Origin of the sequence: Acinetobacter sp. 12966 (assembly GCF_031196995.1) — a bacterium.
GTDB lineage: Bacteria > Pseudomonadota > Gammaproteobacteria > Pseudomonadales > Moraxellaceae > Acinetobacter > Acinetobacter geminorum.
Genome location: NZ_JAVIMC010000010.1, coordinates 222,148 through 242,264 on the forward strand (window position 1 = coordinate 222,148; position 20,117 = coordinate 242,264).

At 38.0% G+C, this 20,117-nt stretch carries 21 protein-coding genes; 12 read left to right on the plus strand and 9 right to left on the minus strand.

The features are described from left to right. Positions 1 to 58 precede the first annotated feature (58 nt). The 5 genes from RFW85_RS02770 (at position 59) to RFW85_RS02790 (ending at position 6,341) form a co-directional block, all read left to right on the plus strand. The gene (locus RFW85_RS02770) at positions 59 to 1,570 is read left to right on the plus strand and encodes an aldehyde dehydrogenase family protein (protein ID WP_002119354.1); all 1,512 of its coding nucleotides are present in this window, start codon (positions 59 to 61) and stop codon (positions 1,568 to 1,570) included. A 220-nt stretch (positions 1,571 to 1,790) separates the two neighbouring features. Further along, complete coding sequence (gene eat, locus RFW85_RS02775) at positions 1,791 to 3,227, plus strand: ethanolamine permease (RefSeq protein ID WP_170248126.1); 1,437 nt, start codon at positions 1,791 to 1,793, stop codon at positions 3,225 to 3,227. Between the two features lie 13 nt (positions 3,228 to 3,240). Then, positions 3,241 to 4,626, plus strand: coding sequence for an ethanolamine ammonia-lyase subunit EutB (locus RFW85_RS02780; protein ID WP_170248125.1), 1,386 nt, complete (start codon positions 3,241 to 3,243; stop codon positions 4,624 to 4,626). Positions 4,627 to 4,636: 10 nt separating this feature from the next. Then, positions 4,637 to 5,452, plus strand: a complete 816-nt coding sequence (gene eutC / locus RFW85_RS02785) for an ethanolamine ammonia-lyase subunit EutC (protein ID WP_170248124.1) — start codon at positions 4,637 to 4,639, stop codon at positions 5,450 to 5,452. Positions 5,453 to 5,618: 166 nt separating this feature from the next. Continuing rightward, positions 5,619 to 6,341 carry a glutamine amidotransferase gene (locus RFW85_RS02790; protein ID WP_170248123.1) on the plus strand — a complete coding sequence of 241 codons (723 nt, stop codon included), beginning with the start codon at positions 5,619 to 5,621 and terminating at the stop codon, positions 6,339 to 6,341. A gap of 394 nt (positions 6,342 to 6,735) precedes the next feature. Here the strand turns inward: RFW85_RS02790 and RFW85_RS02795 are convergent, their stop codons facing one another. Next, positions 6,736 to 8,463 (minus strand): glutamine--tRNA ligase/YqeY domain fusion protein, encoded by a 1,728-nt coding sequence (locus RFW85_RS02795; RefSeq protein ID WP_170248122.1) that lies wholly within the window; start codon positions 8,461 to 8,463, stop codon positions 6,736 to 6,738. A gap of 167 nt (positions 8,464 to 8,630) precedes the next feature. Here RFW85_RS02795 and RFW85_RS02800 point away from each other — a divergent pair, with 167 nt between their 5' ends. The 3 genes from RFW85_RS02800 to nfsB all read left to right on the plus strand — a co-directional run bounded on the left by RFW85_RS02800 (position 8,631) and on the right by nfsB (position 10,683). After that, positions 8,631 to 9,140 (plus strand): peptidylprolyl isomerase, encoded by a 510-nt coding sequence (locus RFW85_RS02800; RefSeq protein ID WP_002122280.1) that lies wholly within the window; start codon positions 8,631 to 8,633, stop codon positions 9,138 to 9,140. 15 nt (positions 9,141 to 9,155) lie between these two features. After that, entirely contained in the window at positions 9,156 to 9,875 is a 720-nt protein-coding gene (locus RFW85_RS02805) for a UDP-2,3-diacylglucosamine diphosphatase (protein WP_170248121.1), read from the plus strand. 154 nt (positions 9,876 to 10,029) lie between these two features. Further along, complete coding sequence (nfsB, locus tag RFW85_RS02810) at positions 10,030 to 10,683, plus strand: oxygen-insensitive NAD(P)H nitroreductase (protein ID WP_170248120.1); 654 nt, start codon at positions 10,030 to 10,032, stop codon at positions 10,681 to 10,683. Positions 10,684 to 10,724: 41 nt separating this feature from the next. On the opposite strand, the gene RFW85_RS02815 is transcribed toward nfsB, so the two are convergent. The 5 genes from RFW85_RS02815 to tsaE form a co-directional block, all read right to left on the minus strand. Beyond that, positions 10,725 to 11,582 (minus strand): DMT family transporter, encoded by an 858-nt coding sequence (locus RFW85_RS02815; protein WP_170248119.1) that lies wholly within the window; start codon positions 11,580 to 11,582, stop codon positions 10,725 to 10,727. Between the two features lie 141 nt (positions 11,583 to 11,723). Further along, positions 11,724 to 12,236: an RNA chaperone Hfq gene (gene hfq, locus RFW85_RS02820; protein WP_068557462.1), complete on the minus strand. Its 513-nt coding sequence runs from the start codon at positions 12,234 to 12,236 to the stop codon at positions 11,724 to 11,726. A 93-nt stretch (positions 12,237 to 12,329) separates the two neighbouring features. After that, complete coding sequence (gene miaA, locus RFW85_RS02825; RefSeq protein ID WP_170248118.1) at positions 12,330 to 13,274, minus strand: tRNA (adenosine(37)-N6)-dimethylallyltransferase MiaA; 945 nt, start codon at positions 13,272 to 13,274, stop codon at positions 12,330 to 12,332. Between the two features lie 6 nt (positions 13,275 to 13,280). After that, positions 13,281 to 15,230, minus strand: coding sequence for a DNA mismatch repair endonuclease MutL (gene mutL, locus RFW85_RS02830; protein WP_309171109.1), 1,950 nt, complete (start codon positions 15,228 to 15,230; stop codon positions 13,281 to 13,283). Further along, a complete protein-coding gene (gene tsaE / locus RFW85_RS02835) occupies positions 15,223 to 15,696 on the minus strand; it encodes a tRNA (adenosine(37)-N6)-threonylcarbamoyltransferase complex ATPase subunit type 1 TsaE (protein WP_130172423.1) in 474 nt (157 codons plus the stop codon). The genes mutL and tsaE overlap by 8 nt, the downstream gene beginning before the upstream one ends. A gap of 120 nt (positions 15,697 to 15,816) precedes the next feature. On the opposite strand from tsaE, the gene RFW85_RS02840 reads away from it, so the two are divergent. From RFW85_RS02840 to RFW85_RS02850, 3 genes are all read left to right on the plus strand, one after another. Further along, the gene (locus RFW85_RS02840; RefSeq protein ID WP_216076510.1) at positions 15,817 to 16,725 is read left to right on the plus strand and encodes a pseudouridine synthase; all 909 of its coding nucleotides are present in this window, start codon (positions 15,817 to 15,819) and stop codon (positions 16,723 to 16,725) included. A gap of 111 nt (positions 16,726 to 16,836) precedes the next feature. Then, positions 16,837 to 17,145, plus strand: coding sequence for a type II toxin-antitoxin system RelB/DinJ family antitoxin (locus tag RFW85_RS02845; protein ID WP_002122138.1), 309 nt, complete (start codon positions 16,837 to 16,839; stop codon positions 17,143 to 17,145). Between the two features lie 98 nt (positions 17,146 to 17,243). Beyond that, on the plus strand, positions 17,244 to 17,687 hold the full coding sequence (locus RFW85_RS02850; RefSeq protein WP_086265941.1) for a GNAT family N-acetyltransferase: 444 nt from the start codon (positions 17,244 to 17,246) through the stop codon (positions 17,685 to 17,687). On the opposite strand, the gene RFW85_RS02855 is transcribed toward RFW85_RS02850, so the two are convergent. Both RFW85_RS02855 and RFW85_RS02860 read right to left on the minus strand, forming a co-directional pair. Then, positions 17,680 to 18,384, minus strand: a complete 705-nt coding sequence (locus tag RFW85_RS02855) for a pseudouridine synthase (protein WP_170248116.1) — start codon at positions 18,382 to 18,384, stop codon at positions 17,680 to 17,682. The genes RFW85_RS02850 and RFW85_RS02855 overlap by 8 nt on opposite strands. A gap of 102 nt (positions 18,385 to 18,486) precedes the next feature. Further along, positions 18,487 to 18,705 (minus strand): hypothetical protein, encoded by a 219-nt coding sequence (locus tag RFW85_RS02860; protein ID WP_002122273.1) that lies wholly within the window; start codon positions 18,703 to 18,705, stop codon positions 18,487 to 18,489. A 248-nt stretch (positions 18,706 to 18,953) separates the two neighbouring features. On the opposite strand from RFW85_RS02860, the gene RFW85_RS02865 reads away from it, so the two are divergent. Continuing rightward, positions 18,954 to 19,406, plus strand: coding sequence for a DUF441 domain-containing protein (locus tag RFW85_RS02865; protein ID WP_002122149.1), 453 nt, complete (start codon positions 18,954 to 18,956; stop codon positions 19,404 to 19,406). A gap of 60 nt (positions 19,407 to 19,466) precedes the next feature. On the opposite strand, the gene RFW85_RS02870 is transcribed toward RFW85_RS02865, so the two are convergent. Further along, a partial coding sequence (locus RFW85_RS02870) for a LysR substrate-binding domain-containing protein (protein ID WP_309171110.1) occupies positions 19,467 to 20,117 on the minus strand: 651 nt, incomplete at its 5' end.

The window sequence follows — 20,117 nt, forward strand, 5'->3', positions numbered from 1 at the left end:
GTACCTACTGACAGGGTTCTTGTTAGTCTTTAGTCCTAAAAAGCAAAGGAATATTTATATGCGCTATATCGATCCAAATCAACCAGGCTCAAAAGTTCAATTTAAATCACAATATGAAAATTTTATTGGCGGTGAATGGGTGGCACCTATAAAAGGTGCATATTTTGACAATGTATCTCCTGTTGACGGAAAAGCTTTTACACGTATTCCACGCTCTAGTGCCGAAGATATTGAGCTCGCTCTAGATGCAGCACACAAGGCGAAAGCAACATGGAATAAAGCATCACCAACAGTACGCTCAAATATACTTTTAAAAATTGCCGATCGTTTAGAAGCAAATCTTGAAATGCTTGCTGTTGCCGAAACTTGGGATAATGGTAAAGCAGTCCGTGAAACTTTAGCAGCTGACCTTCCGCTCGCGATCGACCATTTCCGTTATTTCGCTGGATGTATTCGTGCTCAAGAAGGCGGCATCTCTGAAATTGATGAAGATACTATTGCTTACCATTTCCATGAACCACTAGGTGTAGTTGGTCAAATCATTCCGTGGAACTTTCCGATTTTGATGGCAGCATGGAAACTTGCACCTGCTTTAGCAGCAGGTAACTGTGTGGTAATTAAGCCAGCTGAACAAACGCCAGTGGGTATTTTGTTGGTCGCTGAACTGATCCAAGATATTTTACCGCCGGGTGTCCTCAATATTGTGAATGGTTTCGGTTCAGAAGTCGGCCGTCCTTTAGCAACAAATCCACGTATTGCAAAAATCGCGTTCACAGGATCAACTCAAACTGGACAAATGGTAATGCAATATGCGACCGAAAATATTATTCCAGTTACCTTAGAACTTGGCGGTAAGTCACCAAACCTTTTCTTTGAAGATATCATGGATAAAGAAGATGATTTCTTAGAAAAAACGCTTGAAGGTTTTGCCATGTTTGCCTTAAACCAAGGTGAAGTATGTACTTGCCCTTCTCGTGCTTTAGTACAAGAAAGCATTGCTGATCAGTTCTTAGAGATGGCTGTCGAACGTGTAAAACGTATTAAAACTGGTCATCCACTTGATACTGAAACGATGATTGGTGCTCAAGCATCTCTACAACAGCAAGAGAAAATCTTACGTTGTATTAACACTGGTCGTGAAGAAGGTGCAGAACTCTTACTTGGCGGTAGCGGCCGTAAAGAAGTAGGCGATGGTTACTATGTCGATCCGACTATTTTTAAAGGTCACAATGGCATGCAAGTTTTCCAAGAGGAAATTTTTGGACCTGTACTTGCTGTGACAACGTTCAAAGACTTTGACGATGCAATTAAAATTGCCAATGACACCATGTATGGTTTAGGTGCTGGCGTTTGGTCACGTTCAGCACATATTTCTTACCGAGCTGGTCGTGCTATTGAAGCGGGTCGTGTCTGGACAAACTGCTATAACATCTACCCTGCACATGCTGCATTTGGTGGTTACAAGAAGTCTGGTATTGGCCGTGAAAACCATAAGATGATGCTAGATCACTATCAACAAACTAAAAACTTGTTGGTGAGTTATTCAACTAAACCAATGGGCTTCTTCTAAGTTTCGCACCAAGTTGATACCAAGCTATCAACACTACAAAGAAATAAGATGCCTAATTATATAAGGAGCCAGTAATTTAGATTACTGGTTTCTTTATTCCCGATTGTTAAGATTGAATTTTTATCATTTAGAACAAAAAAGTTTCATCTACTCCCTGAGGTGCTTCATTTAGGCATTGCTTTTGCATTAATTCATACAAACCCACTCGCAGGAGTATTGTATGAATCAACCAGAAACAGCTTCCGTTATTTCCTCAAAGACAAAAGTCTCGTCAGCAGAATATTTTGCTCAGCGTCAACTCAAACAAGGTACTGTTGGTTGGTTACTCCTGATTGGTTTAGGCGTAGCTTATGTGATATCGGGTGATTTTGCTGGCTGGAACTTTGGTATTGCTCAAGGGGGTTGGGGTGGTATGTTTATTGCCACCGCCCTTGCTGCAATCATGTATCTGTGCCTGTGTCTTTCTATGTCAGAAATGTCCACCATGATGCCGACAGCAGGTGGCGGTTATAGTTTTGCACGTGCAGCTTTTGGTCCTTTTGGGGGCTATTTAACAGGAACAGCTATTTTAATTGAATACGCGATTGCGCCTGCTGCTATTGCCGTGTTTATTGGTGGTTATTGCGAATCTCTATTTGGTATTAATGGCTGGATGATTTACCTCGCCTGCTATGCCGTTTTTATGGGCATACATCTCAAAGGTGCCGGCGAAGCCTTAAAAATTATGTTTGCGATTACACTTGTCGCAGCTGTTGCTCTGGTTGTGTTTATTGCAGCAATGATTCCGCATTTTAATGCACAAAACCTGTTAGATATTCCAGTTGGTACAGGTGTTGGCGCAAGTCTTTTTTTACCTCATGGCTATTTGGGTATCTGGGCTGCAGTTCCTTTTGCTATCTGGTTTTTCCTAGCAGTTGAAGGTGTGCCATTAGCAGCCGAAGAAGCAAAAGATCCAGCCAAATCCCTGCCACGCGGTTTAATCGGAGCAATGCTCATCTTAACGGCCTTTGCCATGCTCATTTTACTCTTAGGTGCAGGTGCAGCGGGTGCAAGTACTTTACAGAACTCTGGCGCTCCCCTCGTCGATGCTCTGGTTAAAGTGTATGGCACCAACACTTGGCTTGCGACTTTCGTAAACTTTGTTGGTTTAGCAGGTTTAATCGCGAGTTTCTTTTCAATTATCTATGCCTATTCGCGTCAAATTTTTGCACTCTCTCGTGCTGGTTACTTACCTACTTCACTCTCTTTAACCAATAAAAATAAAGCCCCTTATCTCGCAATTATTATTCCGGGTATTATCGGGTTCTTGCTTTCACTCACCAAAGAAGGCGATTCATTGATTTTAATTGCCGTGTTCGGTGCAACTATTTCTTATGTGTTGATTCTTTTGTCCCACATCAAACTACGCCTATCTAAACCCGACATGCCTCGCCCTTATAAAACTCCAGGGGGAATCGTTACTTCAAGTATTGCCTTGATTCTAGCAGTCGCTGCTGTGGTCGCAGGCTTCGTTGTCAATCCGAAAGTTTGGTTTATTGCTGCCGCTATTTATGTCGTATTTATTGCTTACTTTTTATTCTATAGCCGTTATCATTTAGTGAAAGGTACACCAGAAGAAGAGTTTGCAAATATTAAAGCCGCAGAACAAGAACTATAAAAAGGATGCAACTATGAGTTATCGCAATATTGTCGCCAATCAACAGTATCACTTTGCTGACTTGAAAACCTTGATGGCAAAAGCAACGCCGTTACGTTCAGGAGATGAATTAGCAGGTGTAGCCGCCAGAGATGCAACCGAACATGTTGCAGCACAAATGACTTTGGCCGATGTACCGCTTAAAGCCTTTTTAAATGAAGTTGTAGTCGATTACGAAACCGATGAAATTACCCGTTTAATTATTGATGAACATGATCCGGCTGCCTTCGGCCCTATTTCACACTTTACAGTAGGCGATTTTCGAAATTGGTTACTTGGCGAAGAAGCCACTGCCGAAAGCTTAAAGGCATTAGCATCAGGTTTAACTCCAGAAATGGTGGCTGCTGTAAGCAAAATTATGCGCAATCAAGATTTGATTTATGTCGCCAGCAAATGTGAAGTAGTCACCCAATTTCGCAACACAATCGGTTTAAAAGGCCATCTTTCTACCCGTTTACAACCGAACCACCCTACCGATGATGTGCTCGGTATTTCAGCCAGTATTTTAGATGGGTTGATGTATGGCAATGGTGATGCCGTAATTGGCATTAACCCTGCCACGGATAACCTGCATAATTTGTCAGAGCTACTGAAATTGCTTGATCATGTCATTCAGGAATATCAAATTCCAACGCAATCTTGTGTACTTACGCATATCAGCTCAGGCATTCAACTGGCTGAAAAAAATGTACCGATTGATTTAATGTTCCAATCAATTGCCGGCACCCAACTGGCTAATGAAGGTTTTGGAATTTCACTTGATTTACTACAAGAAGGATATGAAGCCACCCTCTCACTCAAGCGCGGAACCATTGGACAAAACGTCATGTACTTTGAAACGGGTCAAGGCAGTGCCCTATCAAGCAATGCTCATCACGGCGTTGACCAACAAACATTAGAAACTCGTGCCTATGCAGTGGCCCGTAAATACAATCCGCTTTTAGTGAATACAGTCGTTGGTTTTATTGGCCCCGAATATCTCTTTAACGGTAAACAAATTATACGTGCGGGACTGGAAGATCACTTCTGCGGTAAGTTACTTGGCGTGCCAATGGGCTGCGACATTTGTTATACCAACCATGCTGATGCCGACCAAAATGATATGGATGTTCTCCTTACTCTATTTGGTGCCGCTGGCATTAACTTTATAATGGGGATTCCGGGTTCAGACGATGTCATGCTCAACTATCAAACAACATCATTCCATGATGCCCTCTATTTAAGACAACTCCTCGGTTTAAAACCCGCTCCTGAGTTTTCAGCTTGGCTTGAACAGCAAGGTATTTTTAAACAACAAAACTCTCAAATCTGTTGGGCAGACCACATGCCCGACCAATTCTCTCGTCTGCTCATGAATTAGTGAGAACACCATGAAACTTAATCGTGATATTCAATATCCATCAAGTCCCCATCAAGATCAGTGGGAAAAACTTAAACAATTTACTGATGCTCGCATTGCATTAGGACGCGCTGGTTGTAGTATCCCAACACGCGCTTTACTTGAGTTCCAGTTGTCTCATGCACAAGCAAAAGATGCGGTTTATCAAGATATGGATGTTTCATATTTATCTGAGCAATTAGCGCAAAGACAGCTGCAAAGTCTTCATGTCCAAAGCAAAGCCCCTAATAAGGAAATCTATCTTAAACGACCAGATTTAGGTCGTCAGCTTTCAGATCAATCAAAAGATGTCTTAATTAAGAAGTATGCAGAAGCCCCTCAACAATACGATGTTTGTATTGTGGTCGGTGATGGACTCTCAGCAAGAGCGATTGAAGCAAATGCCATCCCATTCATTACAGCGCTAAGTGAACAAATTCAGCAAGAAAAATGGAGCCTTGCACCAATTGCAATTGCAACAGGCAGTCGTGTTGCTTTAGGCGATGAAGTTGCAGAAATCTTTAAAGCATCCATGCTTGTGATGCTAATCGGTGAGCGTCCTGGTTTAAGCTCTCCTGATAGTATGGGAATTTACTACACATGGAATGCATATTCAGGCTGCCTCGATGCCAAACGTAATTGTATTTCTAATGTTCGCTCAGCAGGTTTAAGTATTCCAGTTGCAGTACAACGCTTAATCGCTTTAATGAAAAAATCCAAACAACTTGGTTTCTCAGGAGTTAATTTAAAAGATGAGCATCAACTTTCAAATATAGGCTTGGCAGAAACTCAAAAGCTATTATTTTAAGCAATGGAATATGCAAAGAGATTTATTTAAAAATAGACAATCCTTTGCATAACAATATTATCTTAACGAAAAATATCAATTTTCAGGTATTGACGATTTATACAGATATTTTCTTCTTTATATTTATCGCTATACTCCACCTATTGATCTTCTATGAATCATTTGTATGAACACAACAAACGCCTTCCCTAAAACTATTTATGCCATTCAGCATCTTGCTTTCGAAGACTTAGGTTCATTAGAAGATGTCTTTTATCAACTCGGATTTCGCGTTCGTTATTTTGAAGCAGGTGTAGATGATTTAACTGCTGCTTTTGCACACGATGGATTAACTATTATTTTAGGTGGTCCAATCGGGGTTTATGAAACTGACGATTATCCTTTCTTAAAAGATGAAATTGCTTTACTTAAACAACGTCTAGCAGCAGATAAACCTACACTTGGTATTTGTTTGGGTGCACAGCTTATTGCTCATGCGCTTGGTGCAAAAGTATATGCAGGACATCAAAAAGAAATTGGCTGGGGTCCACTCAGCTTAAGTTTACGCCCTAATCAGGTATTATCTGCTTTGCTTAATAATGTCCATGTTCTACATTGGCATGGTGACACTTTCGACCTTCCTGAAAATGCGGCGCTCTTAGCAAGTTCAGAGATTTATACCAATCAGGCATTTGAAGTCGGAAATAATATTCTTGCCTTACAGTTCCACATTGAAACGACTGAAGAAAATTTTGAGAAATGGTTAATTGGTCATACATGTGAACTTCGTAATGCCAAAGTTTCAATTCCGAAACTTCGAGAAGAAAACTTACAATATGCTCAAGCACTTGAACATGCTGCATTTGAGGTTATTCAAAGATTCTTAAAAAGAATTGGTTATAGTGGATAAACTATAAAGACTCGAATGTGCGCGAATATTAAATTTTACCATTTGGTATTAATTGTTTATTTTTCAAGCAAAGGAAAGTTTATATTCTATCTTTGGAAACATTTCTTAAAATTTTCAGTGTATTATTAATTTGTAACATAAAATATACGCTGAATTACTATGGATATCTGGAAATTTATTAAAAGCTTTAATACGGTCAATACTTATTTATTGCTTTCATGCGTTCTCCTCATCACCTTAGTTCTTTATTTTTATGTGATTAACCCGGCCTAAGCTACTTTGCCAAGGACGTTAATCATAAAGAAAAAGAAAATATGAGAAGACACCTAAATAAAAAGCCCAACTGAGTTGGGCTTTTTTATATCTGTTGTTTACTCACAACATGTTGTTCGTCTTACTTTTTCTCAGGCTTGAAGCTATCTTTCAAATCAAGAATACGGTTGAAAACCGGTTTTTCTGGTGAATGATCATATTGATCTGCAACGAAATAACCTTCACGCTCAAATTGGAAACGGTCTTCTGGATTCGCTTGTGCCAAAGCTGGCTCAATGACAGCTTGTACCACTTTCAATGATTCAGGATTAAGATTTGCCAAGAAGTCATCATCTGCATCAGGTGCGGCTTCAGTAAACAAACGGTCGTAAATACGCACTTCAGCAGGAATACCTTTAGTTGCAGATACCCAGTGAATCACCCCTTTTACTTTACGGCCTTCCGGATTCTTTCCTAAAGTTTCAGGGTCAATTGAACATTTCAATTCAATCACTTCACCATTTGCATCTTTAATGACTTCATCACATTTAATCACGTAAGCATGGCGTAAACGCACTTCACCATCAGGAATTAACCGTTTAAAGCCTTTTGGCGGTACTTCTTCAAAGTCTTTACGGTCTATATAGATTTCCTTGGTTAAAGGAATCACACGATCACCCATATCTACATTAGGATGGCGAGCATGCGTAAGATCCATATCGTCAGGTAAGTTAGTTAAAGTCACTTTAAGTGGGCTTAAAACAGCCATACCACGTGCAGCAGTATTTTCTAAAGATTGGCGAATACAGAACTCAAGCATTGCAACATCAACAATACCATCAGTTTTTGATACGCCTACACGCTTACAAAAATCACGTAAGCCTTCTGGTGTAAAACCACGACGGCGCATACCAACTACGGTTGGCATACGTGGATCATCCCAACCATTTACGTAAGCACCTTCCACCAATTTACGTAATTTACGTTTCGATGTGATGGTGTAATCCACGTTTAAACGTGAAGATTCGTATTGATGTGGAACCGCTTTAGATTTTACTTTTTCAACAATCCAGTCATAAAACGGACGGTGATCTTGGAATTCTAATGTACAAAGCGAATGGGTAATTCCTTCAATGGCATCAGACAATGGATGAGCATAGTCATACATTGGGTAGATTTTCCATTTATCGCCAGTTTGGTGATGCTCTGAATGCAATACGCGATATAAAATCGGATCACGCATATGTACATTTGTACTTGCCATATCAATCTTGGCACGTAAAACTGCTTCACCCTCTTTAAACTCACCGCTACGCATTTTTTCAAAGCGAGCAAGATTCTCTTCAATAGATGCATCACGGTATGGAGAGTTTTTACCTGGCTCAACAAAGCTACCGCGGTTTAACTTAATTTCTTCTGGAGATTGTAAATCTACATATGCATCGCCTTGTTCAATAAGTTGAACTGCCCATGCATATAATTGATCAAAATAACCCGATGCATAGCGTGGTTCACCATTCCAGTTAAAACCAAGCCATTTCACATCATTCGCAATACCATCAACATACTCTTGTTCTTCAGCATCAGGGTTTGTATCGTCAAAACGCAAATTACACAAACCATTAAACTCTTCAGCCACACCAAAGTTCAAGCAAATCGCTTTTACATGGCCAATATGTAAATAACCATTTGGTTCTGGTGGAAAACGCGTTACGATCTGCTTTGCACGTCCCGTAGCCAAATCATCTGTAATGACTTGGCGAACAAAATCTAAGCCAGCCTGTTGTTCTTGCTGCGCAGAATCGACAGAGGCATGAGTATTCGGTGTCGGGTTATTTGGCAGGTTCGAGACAACATCATTAGGCTTCATAGTGTATCAATCACTTCTTTGTAGATAAATTTCGAAAAATTTAAACGCTATCTTCATTTTTCACAAAGATTTTAACGTTTTTTACTTGCCTTGTAGTTTACAGTTTGCTTATGCTTCTCTCAACCAAAAACCCATGGTCATAAGCCCATGTTTAGGAGATTAATGTAATGAGTTTTCCTCAAGTCGAATTAAACACCAATAAAGGTCGTATTGTTCTTGAACTAAATACTGAAAAAGCACCAAAAACAGTAGCAAACTTTTTAGAATATGTACGTGACGGTTTTTATGACGGCGTTATTTTCCACCGTGTCATTGATGGCTTCATGATCCAAGGTGGCGGGATGGATGAAAACTTCAAAGAAAAAGCAACTCGTGATTCTATCGAAAACGAAGCTGACAATGGTTTAAGCAATGACGTTGGTACGATTGCTATGGCACGTACTCAAGCACCTCACTCTGCTTCTGCACAGTTCTTCATTAACGTAAAAAACAACTCTTTCTTAAACCATACCTCTAAAACTGCTCAAGGTTGGGGTTACGCTGTATTTGGTAAAGTTGTTGAAGGTATGGATGTTGTTGAAGCGATCAAAGGCGTTCGCACTGGCAACCGTGGTTACCACGCTGACGTTCCTTTAGAAAACGTGGTAATCGAATCCGCTAAAATTATTTCTGAATAATTTTAGGAATAAGCTGTGACTTATCTGTTTATCTCTGATTTACACTTGTCACCTGAACACCCTCGACTTGTTCGAGGGTTTTTAGATTTATTAGTGCATTATCAAAATAAACAAACACAGCTTTATATTTTAGGTGACTGGTTTAATGCTTGGATTGGCGATGATTACTCGGCACCATGGCTCGATGAAATTATTGAAGCATTAAAAGACTTTAACAAAAAAGGAAATCGGGTTTACTTCCAAGTAGGTAACCGTGATTTTGCTTTAAATCAAATTTTCCTCAATAAGTTTAATGGTGTATTACTACCCGATATTTATTATCTCACTATTGCTGGACATCAGTACCGCCTAGAACATGGTGATGCACTATGTACAGATGATATTTCCTATCAAAGATTTAAAAAAATTATTAGAAATCCGCTCTTAGTCGCTTTTTTACGCCGTACACCACTGAGTTTTCGCACCAAACTGGTTAATGGCTTTCGAAAAAGAAGCTCCGCAGATAAACAGCAAAAAAGCTATGAAATTATGGATGTAAATGAGCAAGCTGTACTTTCTGCTTTAACAGATGTAGATATACTTATTCATGGCCATACCCATCGACCTTCAATTCATAAGGTAGAAGCTAAACAACGAATTGTTCTTGGCGATTGGCGTGAAGATCAAGCTTATATTTTGGAAATTGATCCTACTGACAATGCTCCACAGCTAAAGTTAATTGACTGGACATACTAATTTAGAAATATATATTTATAAAAAATTATTTAATTTCTATATTACTGCAATACATTTTTTATCAAATTAAAGATCAAATATCTTTGAATAAAATAGCGTATGATGCCAAAGATTAAAGTCTCTCAATTGCAATAAGATTGATATGGAGTAAAGTATGGATTTATTAAATACGGTTAAAAGTCGCTACACAACAAAAGCATATGATCCTGAAAAGAAAATTCCTCAAGAAAAAATTAATAAATTATTAGAAATTTTACGTTTCACCCCTTCTTCAGTAAATATTCAGCCTTGGCACTTTGTAGTTGCAGACAATCTTGCAGCTAAAGAACGAATCGCAAAAGCATTAACAGGAAAGTATGCTTACAATGCTCCTAAAGTGCTTGAGTCATCACATACACTTGTATTCTGTACAAAAACGGATATTACATCTGAGTACTTAAATCAACTACTTGAGCAAGATGATTTAAGTGGCCGTTTTAAAGATGAAAAAGCAAAATTAGGTCAAAAAGATACTCGCCATGGCTACGTCGAGTTCTACCGAAATGAACAGAAAAATTTATTTGGGTGGATGGAAAATCAAACATTCATTGCTTTAGGACAGCTACTCTTTGCTGCCGGCTTAGAGGGCATTGATGCGACTCCAATGGGTGGGTTTGATGAAGAAATTCTAAATACCGAGCTAGGTTTAACTGAAAAAGGTTTACGAAGCTCTGTAATCGTTTCTTTAGGCTATCGCAGTGAAAATGACTTTAATGCCAAACTTCCTAAATCACGACTGCCAGATGAAGTAATTTTTACCTATTTATAATAAAACCTCTATAGTTCAAGAGATTCTATTCTCTTGAACTATCAAGCCATTGCGCTAGCTAAACACATTACTCCGCTTATTCCTAAAAGAATCCCCAAAATAGTAGGCCATTTTAATTTTTCTTTATATAAAACCACTCCACTCGCAATTCCTAATAGCACCACAAGAATATTCATGCTTGCAAAAACAATTGCAGGTGAATCTTTTAAAAGAATATGAGCTTTTACATATAAAGCAATATTTGAAAAATTGAGTATGCCTAATATTAATCCAGCTATCGTACTTTTAAACTGCCACTTTTGAGTCTTCTGTAGCAATAAATATGAAATCGACAATATAAAAGCTGTAATAAAAATAAGATTTAAAGTAAGTGTAAACTGAAGGCCTAAACTACTTGTATATTTTAAAAGAATATCTACTGCCGCATAACCACACCAAACACTTAATAAAGCAAGAATTGCTTTTCTAGATTGATGATTGGAAAAAGAGTTCATTTGTCCAAATAAAACAAGTAAAACTGCAAGAATTCCTAAACCTATTCCCCATAGTTTTAATGCATTAAATTGCTCATGAAAAAAGAAATATGCTGCGAGCAAAGAAAGAACAACTGAAAGGCGCTGTGCAAGTTCAGTTTTAACAATTCCTGCATATTCTAGTGATTTAGCAAGACATAAAAAAATACTAGGTAAAATTACCCCCAAGGCAAGGATTAACCACCATGGAGTATGCACTATTGAAACATGTTGGATATCGGGCTGAAACCACAAAAAGCAAAGAAGACTAGCACTTGCATAGTTCCATGCAATCATCTGTAATGGCTGATAACCTTTTTTCTTTAAATTTTTTAATAGGATAGACACCAAGACACTGCTCAAAGCAGCAGCTAATATTAATATCATTAATTAAAGCCCTATCTATTTAAATATATTAGTCATCATGGCCAAATCGCTATCCATGACCGTTTAAATGCTTTGGATTAACTTTTAAATACACATAAAAAAACCAGTCATTATCTGACTGGCTTCTTTTTTAGATTTCAATTAACGATTATTTTCGTCGTCTTGACCATCTTCAAATTTAGAATCGTTGTCAAAACCACCTTGATGACCGCCGAAGCCGCCTTGGCCGCCAAAGCCACCTTGACCACCGAAGCCACCTTGACCACCGAAGCCACCGCCTTGACCACCGAAGCCACCTTGACCGCCGAAGCCACCTTGAGCGCCACCGAAGCCGCCTTGAGCGCCACCGAAGCCACCTTGTGCGCCGCCAAAGCCGCTACCTTGACCACCAAAACCGCCTTGAGTGCCGCCTTGTGCTGGGAAGCCTGTACCTTGTGCGCCTGCTGGACGTGGATTACGTGCTGGAACAACAGTTGAAATCGCGTGCTTGTAAACCATTTGACTTACAGTATTTTTTAATAAAACAACATATTGGTCAAAAGATTCAATATGACCCTGCAATTTAATACCGTTCACAAGGAAAATAGAAACAGGGATACGTTCTTTACGGAGAGAATTTAAGAACGGATCTTGTAAAGTTTGACCTTTAGACATTTTTAACTCCAAAAAAAAATTTTAAATCAGCGCAAAAAAACTATCTTTATTTTTCAACTAAAAATTATAAAAAGACAGTGTGCAAATTTTGCTTTATCCATAAGAGTTTCGCAAGTCTTCTTTCGCCTGCTTTATCGTCAAGTAAGTTTTAAAATCGTGTATTTCTTGCAAAGAACGTAACCACGTATATTGACGTTTGGCAAGTTGTCGTGTTGCAAATAAAGCTTTATCCTCCATTTCACATTTACTTTTGAGACTTAAGTCACTTTTTAATAGAAATTCTAGTGCTTGTCGATAACCCACCGAACGCATTGAGGGTAAATTTTCATCTAAATCGTATTTTTCAATTAGATCTTCAACTTCACTCAAAAAACCGATATCCCACATTTTGCTTAATCTTTGCTCAATGCGTTGATGTAATTCTACCCGATCTGGAAGTAAAGCGTAGTTATGAAATATGTATCGATATGGTACGTTTTTTGGTTGTTCTGCCTGCAATTTAGTGATTGGTTCACCCGTAATTTTATAAACTTCCAGAGCCCGAATAATTCGTTGCTTATCAGTTACATTAAACTTTATAGCGGCAGCAGGATCTACAGAAACCAGTTCATCATAAACCGCTTGCCATCCTTCGTTTAACGCTTTTTGTTCAATTGCTGCCCGAACTTCAGCATCAGCACTTGGTAAATTACCAGATAATCCTTCTAACAATGCCTTGAAATATAACATTGTCCCTCCTACTAAAATAGGAGTTTTCCCACGTGAATGCATGTCATCAATTAATTTGCAGGCATCCTCAACAAACTGAGCAGCTGAGTAAACTTCAAGAGGAGTAATAATATCAATAAGATGATGAGGATAGAGTTCTTGCTCTTCACGAGTTGGTTTAGCCGTGCCAATATCCATATCTTTATAGACAAGAGCGGAATCAACAGAAATTAGTTCAAAATTTCCACGCTCGTATAATTCACATGCCAAAGCGGTTTTCCCGCTCGCAGTTGGTCCCATTAAATTGATGACGGGCAATTGATTTGACATGTAGAACTACTCTCCTCGAGCAAATAATTTATCTAGTTGAGATAATGGAAATGCACGCCAAGTTGGCCGCCCATGGTTACATTGGCTCGCAAATTCGGTTTGTTCCATTTGACGAAGTAAAGCATTCATTTCTGAAAGGCTGAGTTGTCGATGTGCGCGCACTGCCCCATGACATGCCATTCCCGCTAACAACTCATCTCTTTTTTGAAGTAATCCTTGTGCTTCATCATTTGGATCTAAATCATTTAAAAGTTCTGGAATAAGATTTTCAAAATCAGCTTTTTGTAATATGGCTGGCACACCGCGAACAATAACTTGCTCATCACCATATAAATCAATTTCCAAGCCTAAACGCTCAAGCTGAGATTTTAGTTCTTCGACCCTAACAGCTTGCATACGGCTAATAGAAATCACCTTAGGTATAAGCAGTTGCTGAGATGTCCAAAATTCAGGTTTATCCCAAGCATTTTTCATTTGCTGTAATAAAATACGTTCATGTGCCGCATGCATATCAACAATAATAAGCCCTTCTGTATTCTGAGCTAAAATATAAATCCCATGCAGTTGAGCAATTGCGATACCTAATGGAAATTCATCTACTTTAGCAACTGGCTCAACATCCTCATTTACCGAAAAACTAGCAGGTTGGTCGCGAAGTGGAGCTAAATAAGTTTTTAAAGCATTATTTAATTGAGCAGAACCATTATATTTTGGTGTTTGATCTGCATAGTGAATAGCTTGCGGACGACTAGCGTTAAAATCAGTTAATAATTCTGTCGGTGCATGCTGGGTTCGTGCTTCACTGTCTGAATTTAAAGTTTCATTTGCGCGGTGCAATGAAAATTGTTCTTGATATTTAGGCTGAGGTTGTACTGAATAATCTGAGTTTTCATCCGCTTTCATCGCTTGAGCTAGATCAGCACTCGCTGTCTGAAATTGTGCGAGAGTTTCTTTTGCGTAATGCCTTACAAACTCATGCACTTCTCTTTGATTTAAAAATCGAATCTCATGTTTGGTCGGATGAACATTGACATCAATATTTTCAGGATCAACTTCTAAAAAAAGTAAATAAGATGAATGCTGGTGGCCATGTAAAATACCATCATAGGCCATGCGTAGCGCATGCGAAATCGTTTTATCTTTGACAATACGACCATTTACATAGACATATTGCATATCCGCTTGTGCACGTGCATCTGAGGGATGGCCTAGCCAACCCGATAAACGCATGCTAATACTTTCGGCATCAATCCAATATGCATTTTGTACGAATTGCGACCCTAATAATTGTTGAACTCGCTGAAAACGTAGTTCCCCACTATCTGCTATCGGTAAATTAATTCTAATATTATCATTATGCTCAAGCACAAACCGTATATCGAAATGTGTTAGAGCCAGACGACGCACAATCTCTTCAATATGACCAAATTCTGTAGTTGGTTTTTTTAAGAATTTACGGCGTGCAGGAACATTAAAAAATAAATCCTGAACACGAATATGGGTGCCCTTTTGAGCAGCAACAGCTTGTACTTCTTGATGATCAAATGCTGTACCATTTACTTCAACTTGATGACCAATACCACTTTCATCTTGGCTGCTAGTCAAAGTCAATCTTGAGACAGCAGCAATTGAAGCAAGAGCTTCCCCACGGAATCCCAAACTCACAATAGCATGTAAATCCTCAGCGGTTTTAATCTTACTTGTAGCATGACGCATGACAGCAAGTGCTAAATCATCCGGGTGAATACCATGCCCATTATCAATGATTTCGATTAAAGTCGAACCGCCTTGAGCAATCCTTACAATCAGTTCAGTTGCGCCAGCATCGATAGAGTTTTCTAATAATTCTTTGACCACAGAAGAAGGTCGTTCAATTACCTCACCCGCTGCAATCTGGTTCGCTAACGCTGCGTCTAATGTATGAATACGACGTTGTGTTAGCTTTTCATCAGTCATGAAGCTGTTCCTGCAAAGTCTGATACAAATTTTCTGTTGGTAAAGTTAACGTTACCAAACGGCTCAACTCATCATCTGACTTTTGAATGTCAATGATGATATCTGCTTGTGGAATTTCATCGCCACCTTTAGATGGCCATTCAAATAGAAATAATGCATCTGTGATATCTAAATAATCACGAATTCCCATTAATTCAAGTTCATACGGGTCATTTAAACGATATAAGTCAAAATGAAAAATTTCTTTATCATTAATTTTATATGGTTCAACAAGCGTATAAGTTGGGCTTTTAACAGAACCTTTATGGCCCAAAGCTTGCAAGAAATAACGCGTAAGTGTGGTTTTACCCGCACCTAAGTCCCCAATTAAATAAATTACACCCGACTGAACATGCTGCGCCAAAGCTTGAGCTAGACGCTCAGTATCTTCTTCATGATTTAAGACCAATTTCAATGAATACGACATAGCACACATAACATGATTCGAAATAATCGATATGATAACATTGCCCTGCCTTAAAAGCCTACTTAAGCCCTAGAAGTTGGCTTTTTTTATATCAATTTTCTTAAATATTCACACTTTTTTATGTCTAGTCCGAACGAATTTCTCCCCCCCATGATTGATGGAGTAAGTGCGAGTAAAGTCTATCTTCCTCTGCAAACACAGACTCAAACTATTTATGAGTATCTCTGTAGTCACTTTGCACACATTAAAACTGAAGAATGGAAGCAAAGATTTGAAGACGGTCTTATATATGCGGCAAATGGGGATAAATTAACTTTAATCAGTCCGTATGTCGGCAACACCCATATTTTTTATTATCGCTTTCTGGCATATGAACCTCATGTGCCTTTTGAGCATCAAATTTTATTTGAAAATGATGATTTATTAGTAGTCGATAAACCACATTTTTTAACAATTAGCCCGACAGGACAATATGTTCAAGAAACTCTTTTAGTGCGACTAAAAAAACAAACAGGCAATGAATTTTTAACACCTATTCATCGTTTAGACCGTGAAACTGCTGGTGTCGTTCTATTTTGCAAACGGGTTGAATCGCGTGGCATATACCAACAATTATTTGCAGAGCGCCAAGTCAATAAAATTTATCACGCTGTTGCACCTTATAAAAAAGATTTAAATTTTCCTCAAACCTTACATTTGCATTTAGATAAAGGTCATCCTTTTTATACGATGCAGGTTATAGAAAATAAGAAAGCCAATACCCAGACTTATATTGAGCTTATAGAGCACAACCAGATTTGGGCAAAATATCGTTTAACTCCTACAACGGGGAAACAGCACCAACTTCGCGTGCATCTTAATTATTTAGAAATCCCGATTAAAAATGATCCATTTTATCCCGTAGTTCAGCACAAAGCTGAAGATGATTTTTCAGAACCATTACAGCTTCTGGCTAAGCATATTTCATTTACAGATCCCCTCACAAAAGAGGGAATGTCTTTCAATTCTGAGTTTGAATTGACATTGTAATGTAACCGTAATGACAAAAAGATTATTTTTTATGCCAAAAAACATTGAAATTACATTGCGATGGTTTAAAATGAATTCCTAAAAATTAAAAATCATTTGGTTTTGTTATTCATGCGAAAAACAGAAGTTTATCAGGTTCGACTTGACTCCCAAGAGAAAAAACAGGCTTTTGCTGTTTTTAAGCAATTGGGAATTACCCCTGCCCAAGCGGTACGACTTTTTTTTAAACAGGTCGTATTAACTAAATCTATTCCATTTGCTATCGAAAATCAGAATATTAATATGGAACAATTATTAAAACTGAGAAAAGCAAAAGCATCGTCATTAAACCAAAATTCATCGACTTTAGCTGAAGATGATGACCATGAAGATTTATTTGAAGAATTGAATGCACTTCTTGGTGAAAGCGACAAAACTTAACCCTGTTGCATTTATAAACAAGTTTTAACGTCAAAAAGCTCTTTTTTCCGTTATGCTCTCTTTGTAAAAACATAATGATAAGTTACAAGGAGTGCCAAATGATCGTTAGACGAGCGACTTTTGAAGATTTAGAGCAACTCGCCGTTTTATTTGATGAATACCGCCAATTTTATGGGGCCTCTTCTAATTTTAATGAATCACTTCACTTCCTTAAACAACGTTTTGAGAATAGAGAAAGTGTGTTCTTCATTCATATTAAAGACGATAAAATTACGGGTTTTATTTTACTCTATTTAGGTTTTTCTTCAGTTGCATGTTCAACATACTATATCTTAGATGATGTCTATGTTACGCCTATTTTCCGTCGTCAAGGTTCTGCTAAACAGCTAATCGATACAGCAATCCTATTTGCAAAACAAGAGAATGCTTTACGGATTAGTTTGGAAACTCAAAGCAACAACCATGAATCTCATCGTTTATATGAACAAATGGGATTTATTCGAGATAGCGAGTTCCAAACCTTCCATTGTTTTCTCAAATGATATTTTGAGCGAGCTGTTTTTGTTGTTCAGATAAATAAACCCATTCTCCATCTTCAAGTTCAGGTAAAACCAATTGCCCTACTTGATGGCGATGTAATGCTTCCACCTTATTTCCCACAGCTGCAATCATTCTTTTTACTTGATGATAAACACCTTGATGGATCGTCATGGTTAATTGATGCGTTTCTAATATCGCTACATTCGTTGCAGCGAAAACACCTTTTTCTTGATGTAGGCTCACACCTTGGCTCAGCATTTCAATTTGCTCAGGTGTAACTGGATCTATAGTCGTAACATGATAAACCTTTGGCACATGTTTACGGGGATGAGTTAAAGCTTGAAGGTATTTACCATCATCGGTAAGTAAAAGTAAGCCCGTTGTATCTTGATCTAAACGACCAATAGCTTGCACACCACGTTGAATCATGATTTCTGGTAGAAGGCTAAATACGCTTTGATGATGATGAGGTTGGTGTGAACATTCAAAACCTTTTGGTTTTTTTAGAGCAAGGTAAACTTTTTCTCGATATTGATAAGTTTCCCCAAAAAGAGAAAATTCTAAATTTTCTTGAGAGAATTGCTTTTTAAGGTCACTTACAACCTCTCCATCAATACTTACAGATCCATTTTTTATTAACTGCTGACAATATTTACGAGAACCAAACCCTTGTGATTGTAAGATTTTTTCCAGCAGCATGAAGTTTTCTCATTAGAACTAAGCTGTTATTTTAACGTAGTTTCCATTTTTTACTAAACACTACTCGCTACTGTTTTCATCTACTTGAACTAGTTAGCACCCTTACTCCTCAACGACTCGATAAATATTTTCGTTCTGTTCACTTTCAAATAATAATTCGGTAGTAGGCAAAATAATTTCATTATCAACAATAATATGCTCAATACGCTGGCTTAGTTTTAAAGATTCATTTTCATGTTCCACTAAATTTTTCTTTAGTTGTGCTTTTGCATCATGAATCTTATCAAACTGATCTTTGATCTTGATATCTATAATGTCCATAAAAATATCCTGTACTCATGAGTAATGATTATTTTTATATCACAATTTTTAAACACTATAATTTTTAACTTGTTAATTTATATAACATTGTTTTCAAGCGTAACCAAAAATTAAAACTCCTTATCATTGAGGGATATACAGTCAATTTTTATTAAAAAAACATCGATCAACTGTATCTTTTAAAGCTTTAACATTAGGACTATTAAATATTATACAATTCCATTTATTTATAACTCCCCCCGCTCGCCATGCTTGCCCAATTTGATGTTAATTTAGTTGTTCTACTCGTTCTGCTTGTCTGCGGCTTATTAAGTCAAAATGCAGCTGTAACTATTGCAGCAGGTGTGTTGATTGTCGTTAAAATCACGCCATTAAATGAGTTTTTTCCTTATATTCAAGCTCACGGTCTTAATTTAGGAATTCTTATTTTAACCATTGGTGTACTCACTCCAATTGCCAGTGGGAAACTCAGTGGTGAGAGTATTTTAAAATCGTTTATTAGTGTTAAATCTCTTATGGCTATCGCAATTGGCCTATTAGTCGCCTGGCTAGGTGGTCGCGGAGTAAAACTAATGTCGAGCCAACCTGACGTGGTTGCAGGTTTACTCATTGGTACAGTTGCTGGTGTCGCCTTACTCCGTGGTGTACCAGTCGGTCCTCTAATTGCGGCAGGCTTACTCTCTTTATTTATTGGCAAATAAGAAATCGACATGAAAAAGGTGCAATAAAGCACCTTTTTAACACTTAGGCTAAATTATTTTTTAGCCAGAATAATAAGCGTTCCGTTTTAAAGAGAACTTTTCCAACTGCTTTAAGAAGCCTTCAAAATAACTTTTCTCTTTTTCTTCAGTTCGATAGCCCGCATATAAAGTTCGTCTTAAACCTGTTGGTGAAACACAATCTAAACGACGACTAGTAACCCATCCCTTCTGTTCATACTCATTCACTACCCAATCAGGTAAAGCTGCAATACCTCGTCCACTTGCAACGAGTTGAATAAGCATTTGGGTTAAATCAGTTGTCCGTATTTGTTTAGGCTGAATATTCGCAGGGATGAAAAGTTTAGACATAATATCTAAACGGTGCTTATCAACCGGATAAGTAATTAAAACTTCTTCGGCCAACTCTTGAACTGTAATATTTTCAGCTCGTACCAAAGGATGCGTATTTGATAAGACTAACCGTGATTCGTATTCAAAAATCGGAAAATACTCAATTCCTTTTAATGCAATTGGGTCAGCTGTAATTAGTAAATCAAATTCTGCATTTTGTAAGAGTTCATGCGGATTGGCTTCAAAACCTGAAGCGAAGTCTAAATCTACATCTGGGTATTGCTGGCGATACTGATTTAATAAAGGCATTAACCAGTCAAAACAACTATGGCATTCCGATGAAAAAATAATTCTGCCTGT

What these genes read in the sequence shown, in the direction of transcription:
- RFW85_RS02815 (WP_170248119.1), bottom strand. Translation starts at nt 11,582, where the DNA reads ATGATATTAATATTAGCTGCTGCTTTGAGCAGTGTCTTGGTGTCTATC.
- RFW85_RS02770 (WP_002119354.1), top strand. Translation starts at nt 59, where the DNA reads ATGCGCTATATCGATCCAAATCAACCAGGCTCAAAAGTTCAATTTAAA.
- RFW85_RS02850 (WP_086265941.1), top strand. Translation starts at nt 17,244, where the DNA reads ATGATCGTTAGACGAGCGACTTTTGAAGATTTAGAGCAACTCGCCGTT.
- hfq (WP_068557462.1), bottom strand. Translation starts at nt 12,236, where the DNA reads ATGTCTAAAGGTCAAACTTTACAAGATCCGTTCTTAAATTCTCTCCGT.
- RFW85_RS02865 (WP_002122149.1), top strand. Translation starts at nt 18,954, where the DNA reads ATGCTTGCCCAATTTGATGTTAATTTAGTTGTTCTACTCGTTCTGCTT.
- nfsB (WP_170248120.1), top strand. Translation starts at nt 10,030, where the DNA reads ATGGATTTATTAAATACGGTTAAAAGTCGCTACACAACAAAAGCATAT.
- RFW85_RS02855 (WP_170248116.1), bottom strand. Translation starts at nt 18,384, where the DNA reads ATGCTGCTGGAAAAAATCTTACAATCACAAGGGTTTGGTTCTCGTAAA.
- eutC (WP_170248124.1), top strand. Translation starts at nt 4,637, where the DNA reads ATGAAACTTAATCGTGATATTCAATATCCATCAAGTCCCCATCAAGAT.
- mutL (WP_309171109.1), bottom strand. Translation starts at nt 15,230, where the DNA reads ATGACTGATGAAAAGCTAACACAACGTCGTATTCATACATTAGACGCA.
- miaA (WP_170248118.1), bottom strand. Translation starts at nt 13,274, where the DNA reads ATGTCAAATCAATTGCCCGTCATCAATTTAATGGGACCAACTGCGAGC.
- RFW85_RS02860 (WP_002122273.1), bottom strand. Translation starts at nt 18,705, where the DNA reads ATGGACATTATAGATATCAAGATCAAAGATCAGTTTGATAAGATTCAT.
- tsaE (WP_130172423.1), bottom strand. Translation starts at nt 15,696, where the DNA reads ATGTCGTATTCATTGAAATTGGTCTTAAATCATGAAGAAGATACTGAG.
- RFW85_RS02845 (WP_002122138.1), top strand. Translation starts at nt 16,837, where the DNA reads ATGCGAAAAACAGAAGTTTATCAGGTTCGACTTGACTCCCAAGAGAAA.
- RFW85_RS02790 (WP_170248123.1), top strand. Translation starts at nt 5,619, where the DNA reads ATGAACACAACAAACGCCTTCCCTAAAACTATTTATGCCATTCAGCAT.
- RFW85_RS02795 (WP_170248122.1), bottom strand. Translation starts at nt 8,463, where the DNA reads ATGAAGCCTAATGATGTTGTCTCGAACCTGCCAAATAACCCGACACCG.
- RFW85_RS02840 (WP_216076510.1), top strand. Translation starts at nt 15,817, where the DNA reads ATGTCTAGTCCGAACGAATTTCTCCCCCCCATGATTGATGGAGTAAGT.
- eat (WP_170248126.1), top strand. Translation starts at nt 1,791, where the DNA reads ATGAATCAACCAGAAACAGCTTCCGTTATTTCCTCAAAGACAAAAGTC.
- RFW85_RS02780 (WP_170248125.1), top strand. Translation starts at nt 3,241, where the DNA reads ATGAGTTATCGCAATATTGTCGCCAATCAACAGTATCACTTTGCTGAC.
- RFW85_RS02800 (WP_002122280.1), top strand. Translation starts at nt 8,631, where the DNA reads ATGAGTTTTCCTCAAGTCGAATTAAACACCAATAAAGGTCGTATTGTT.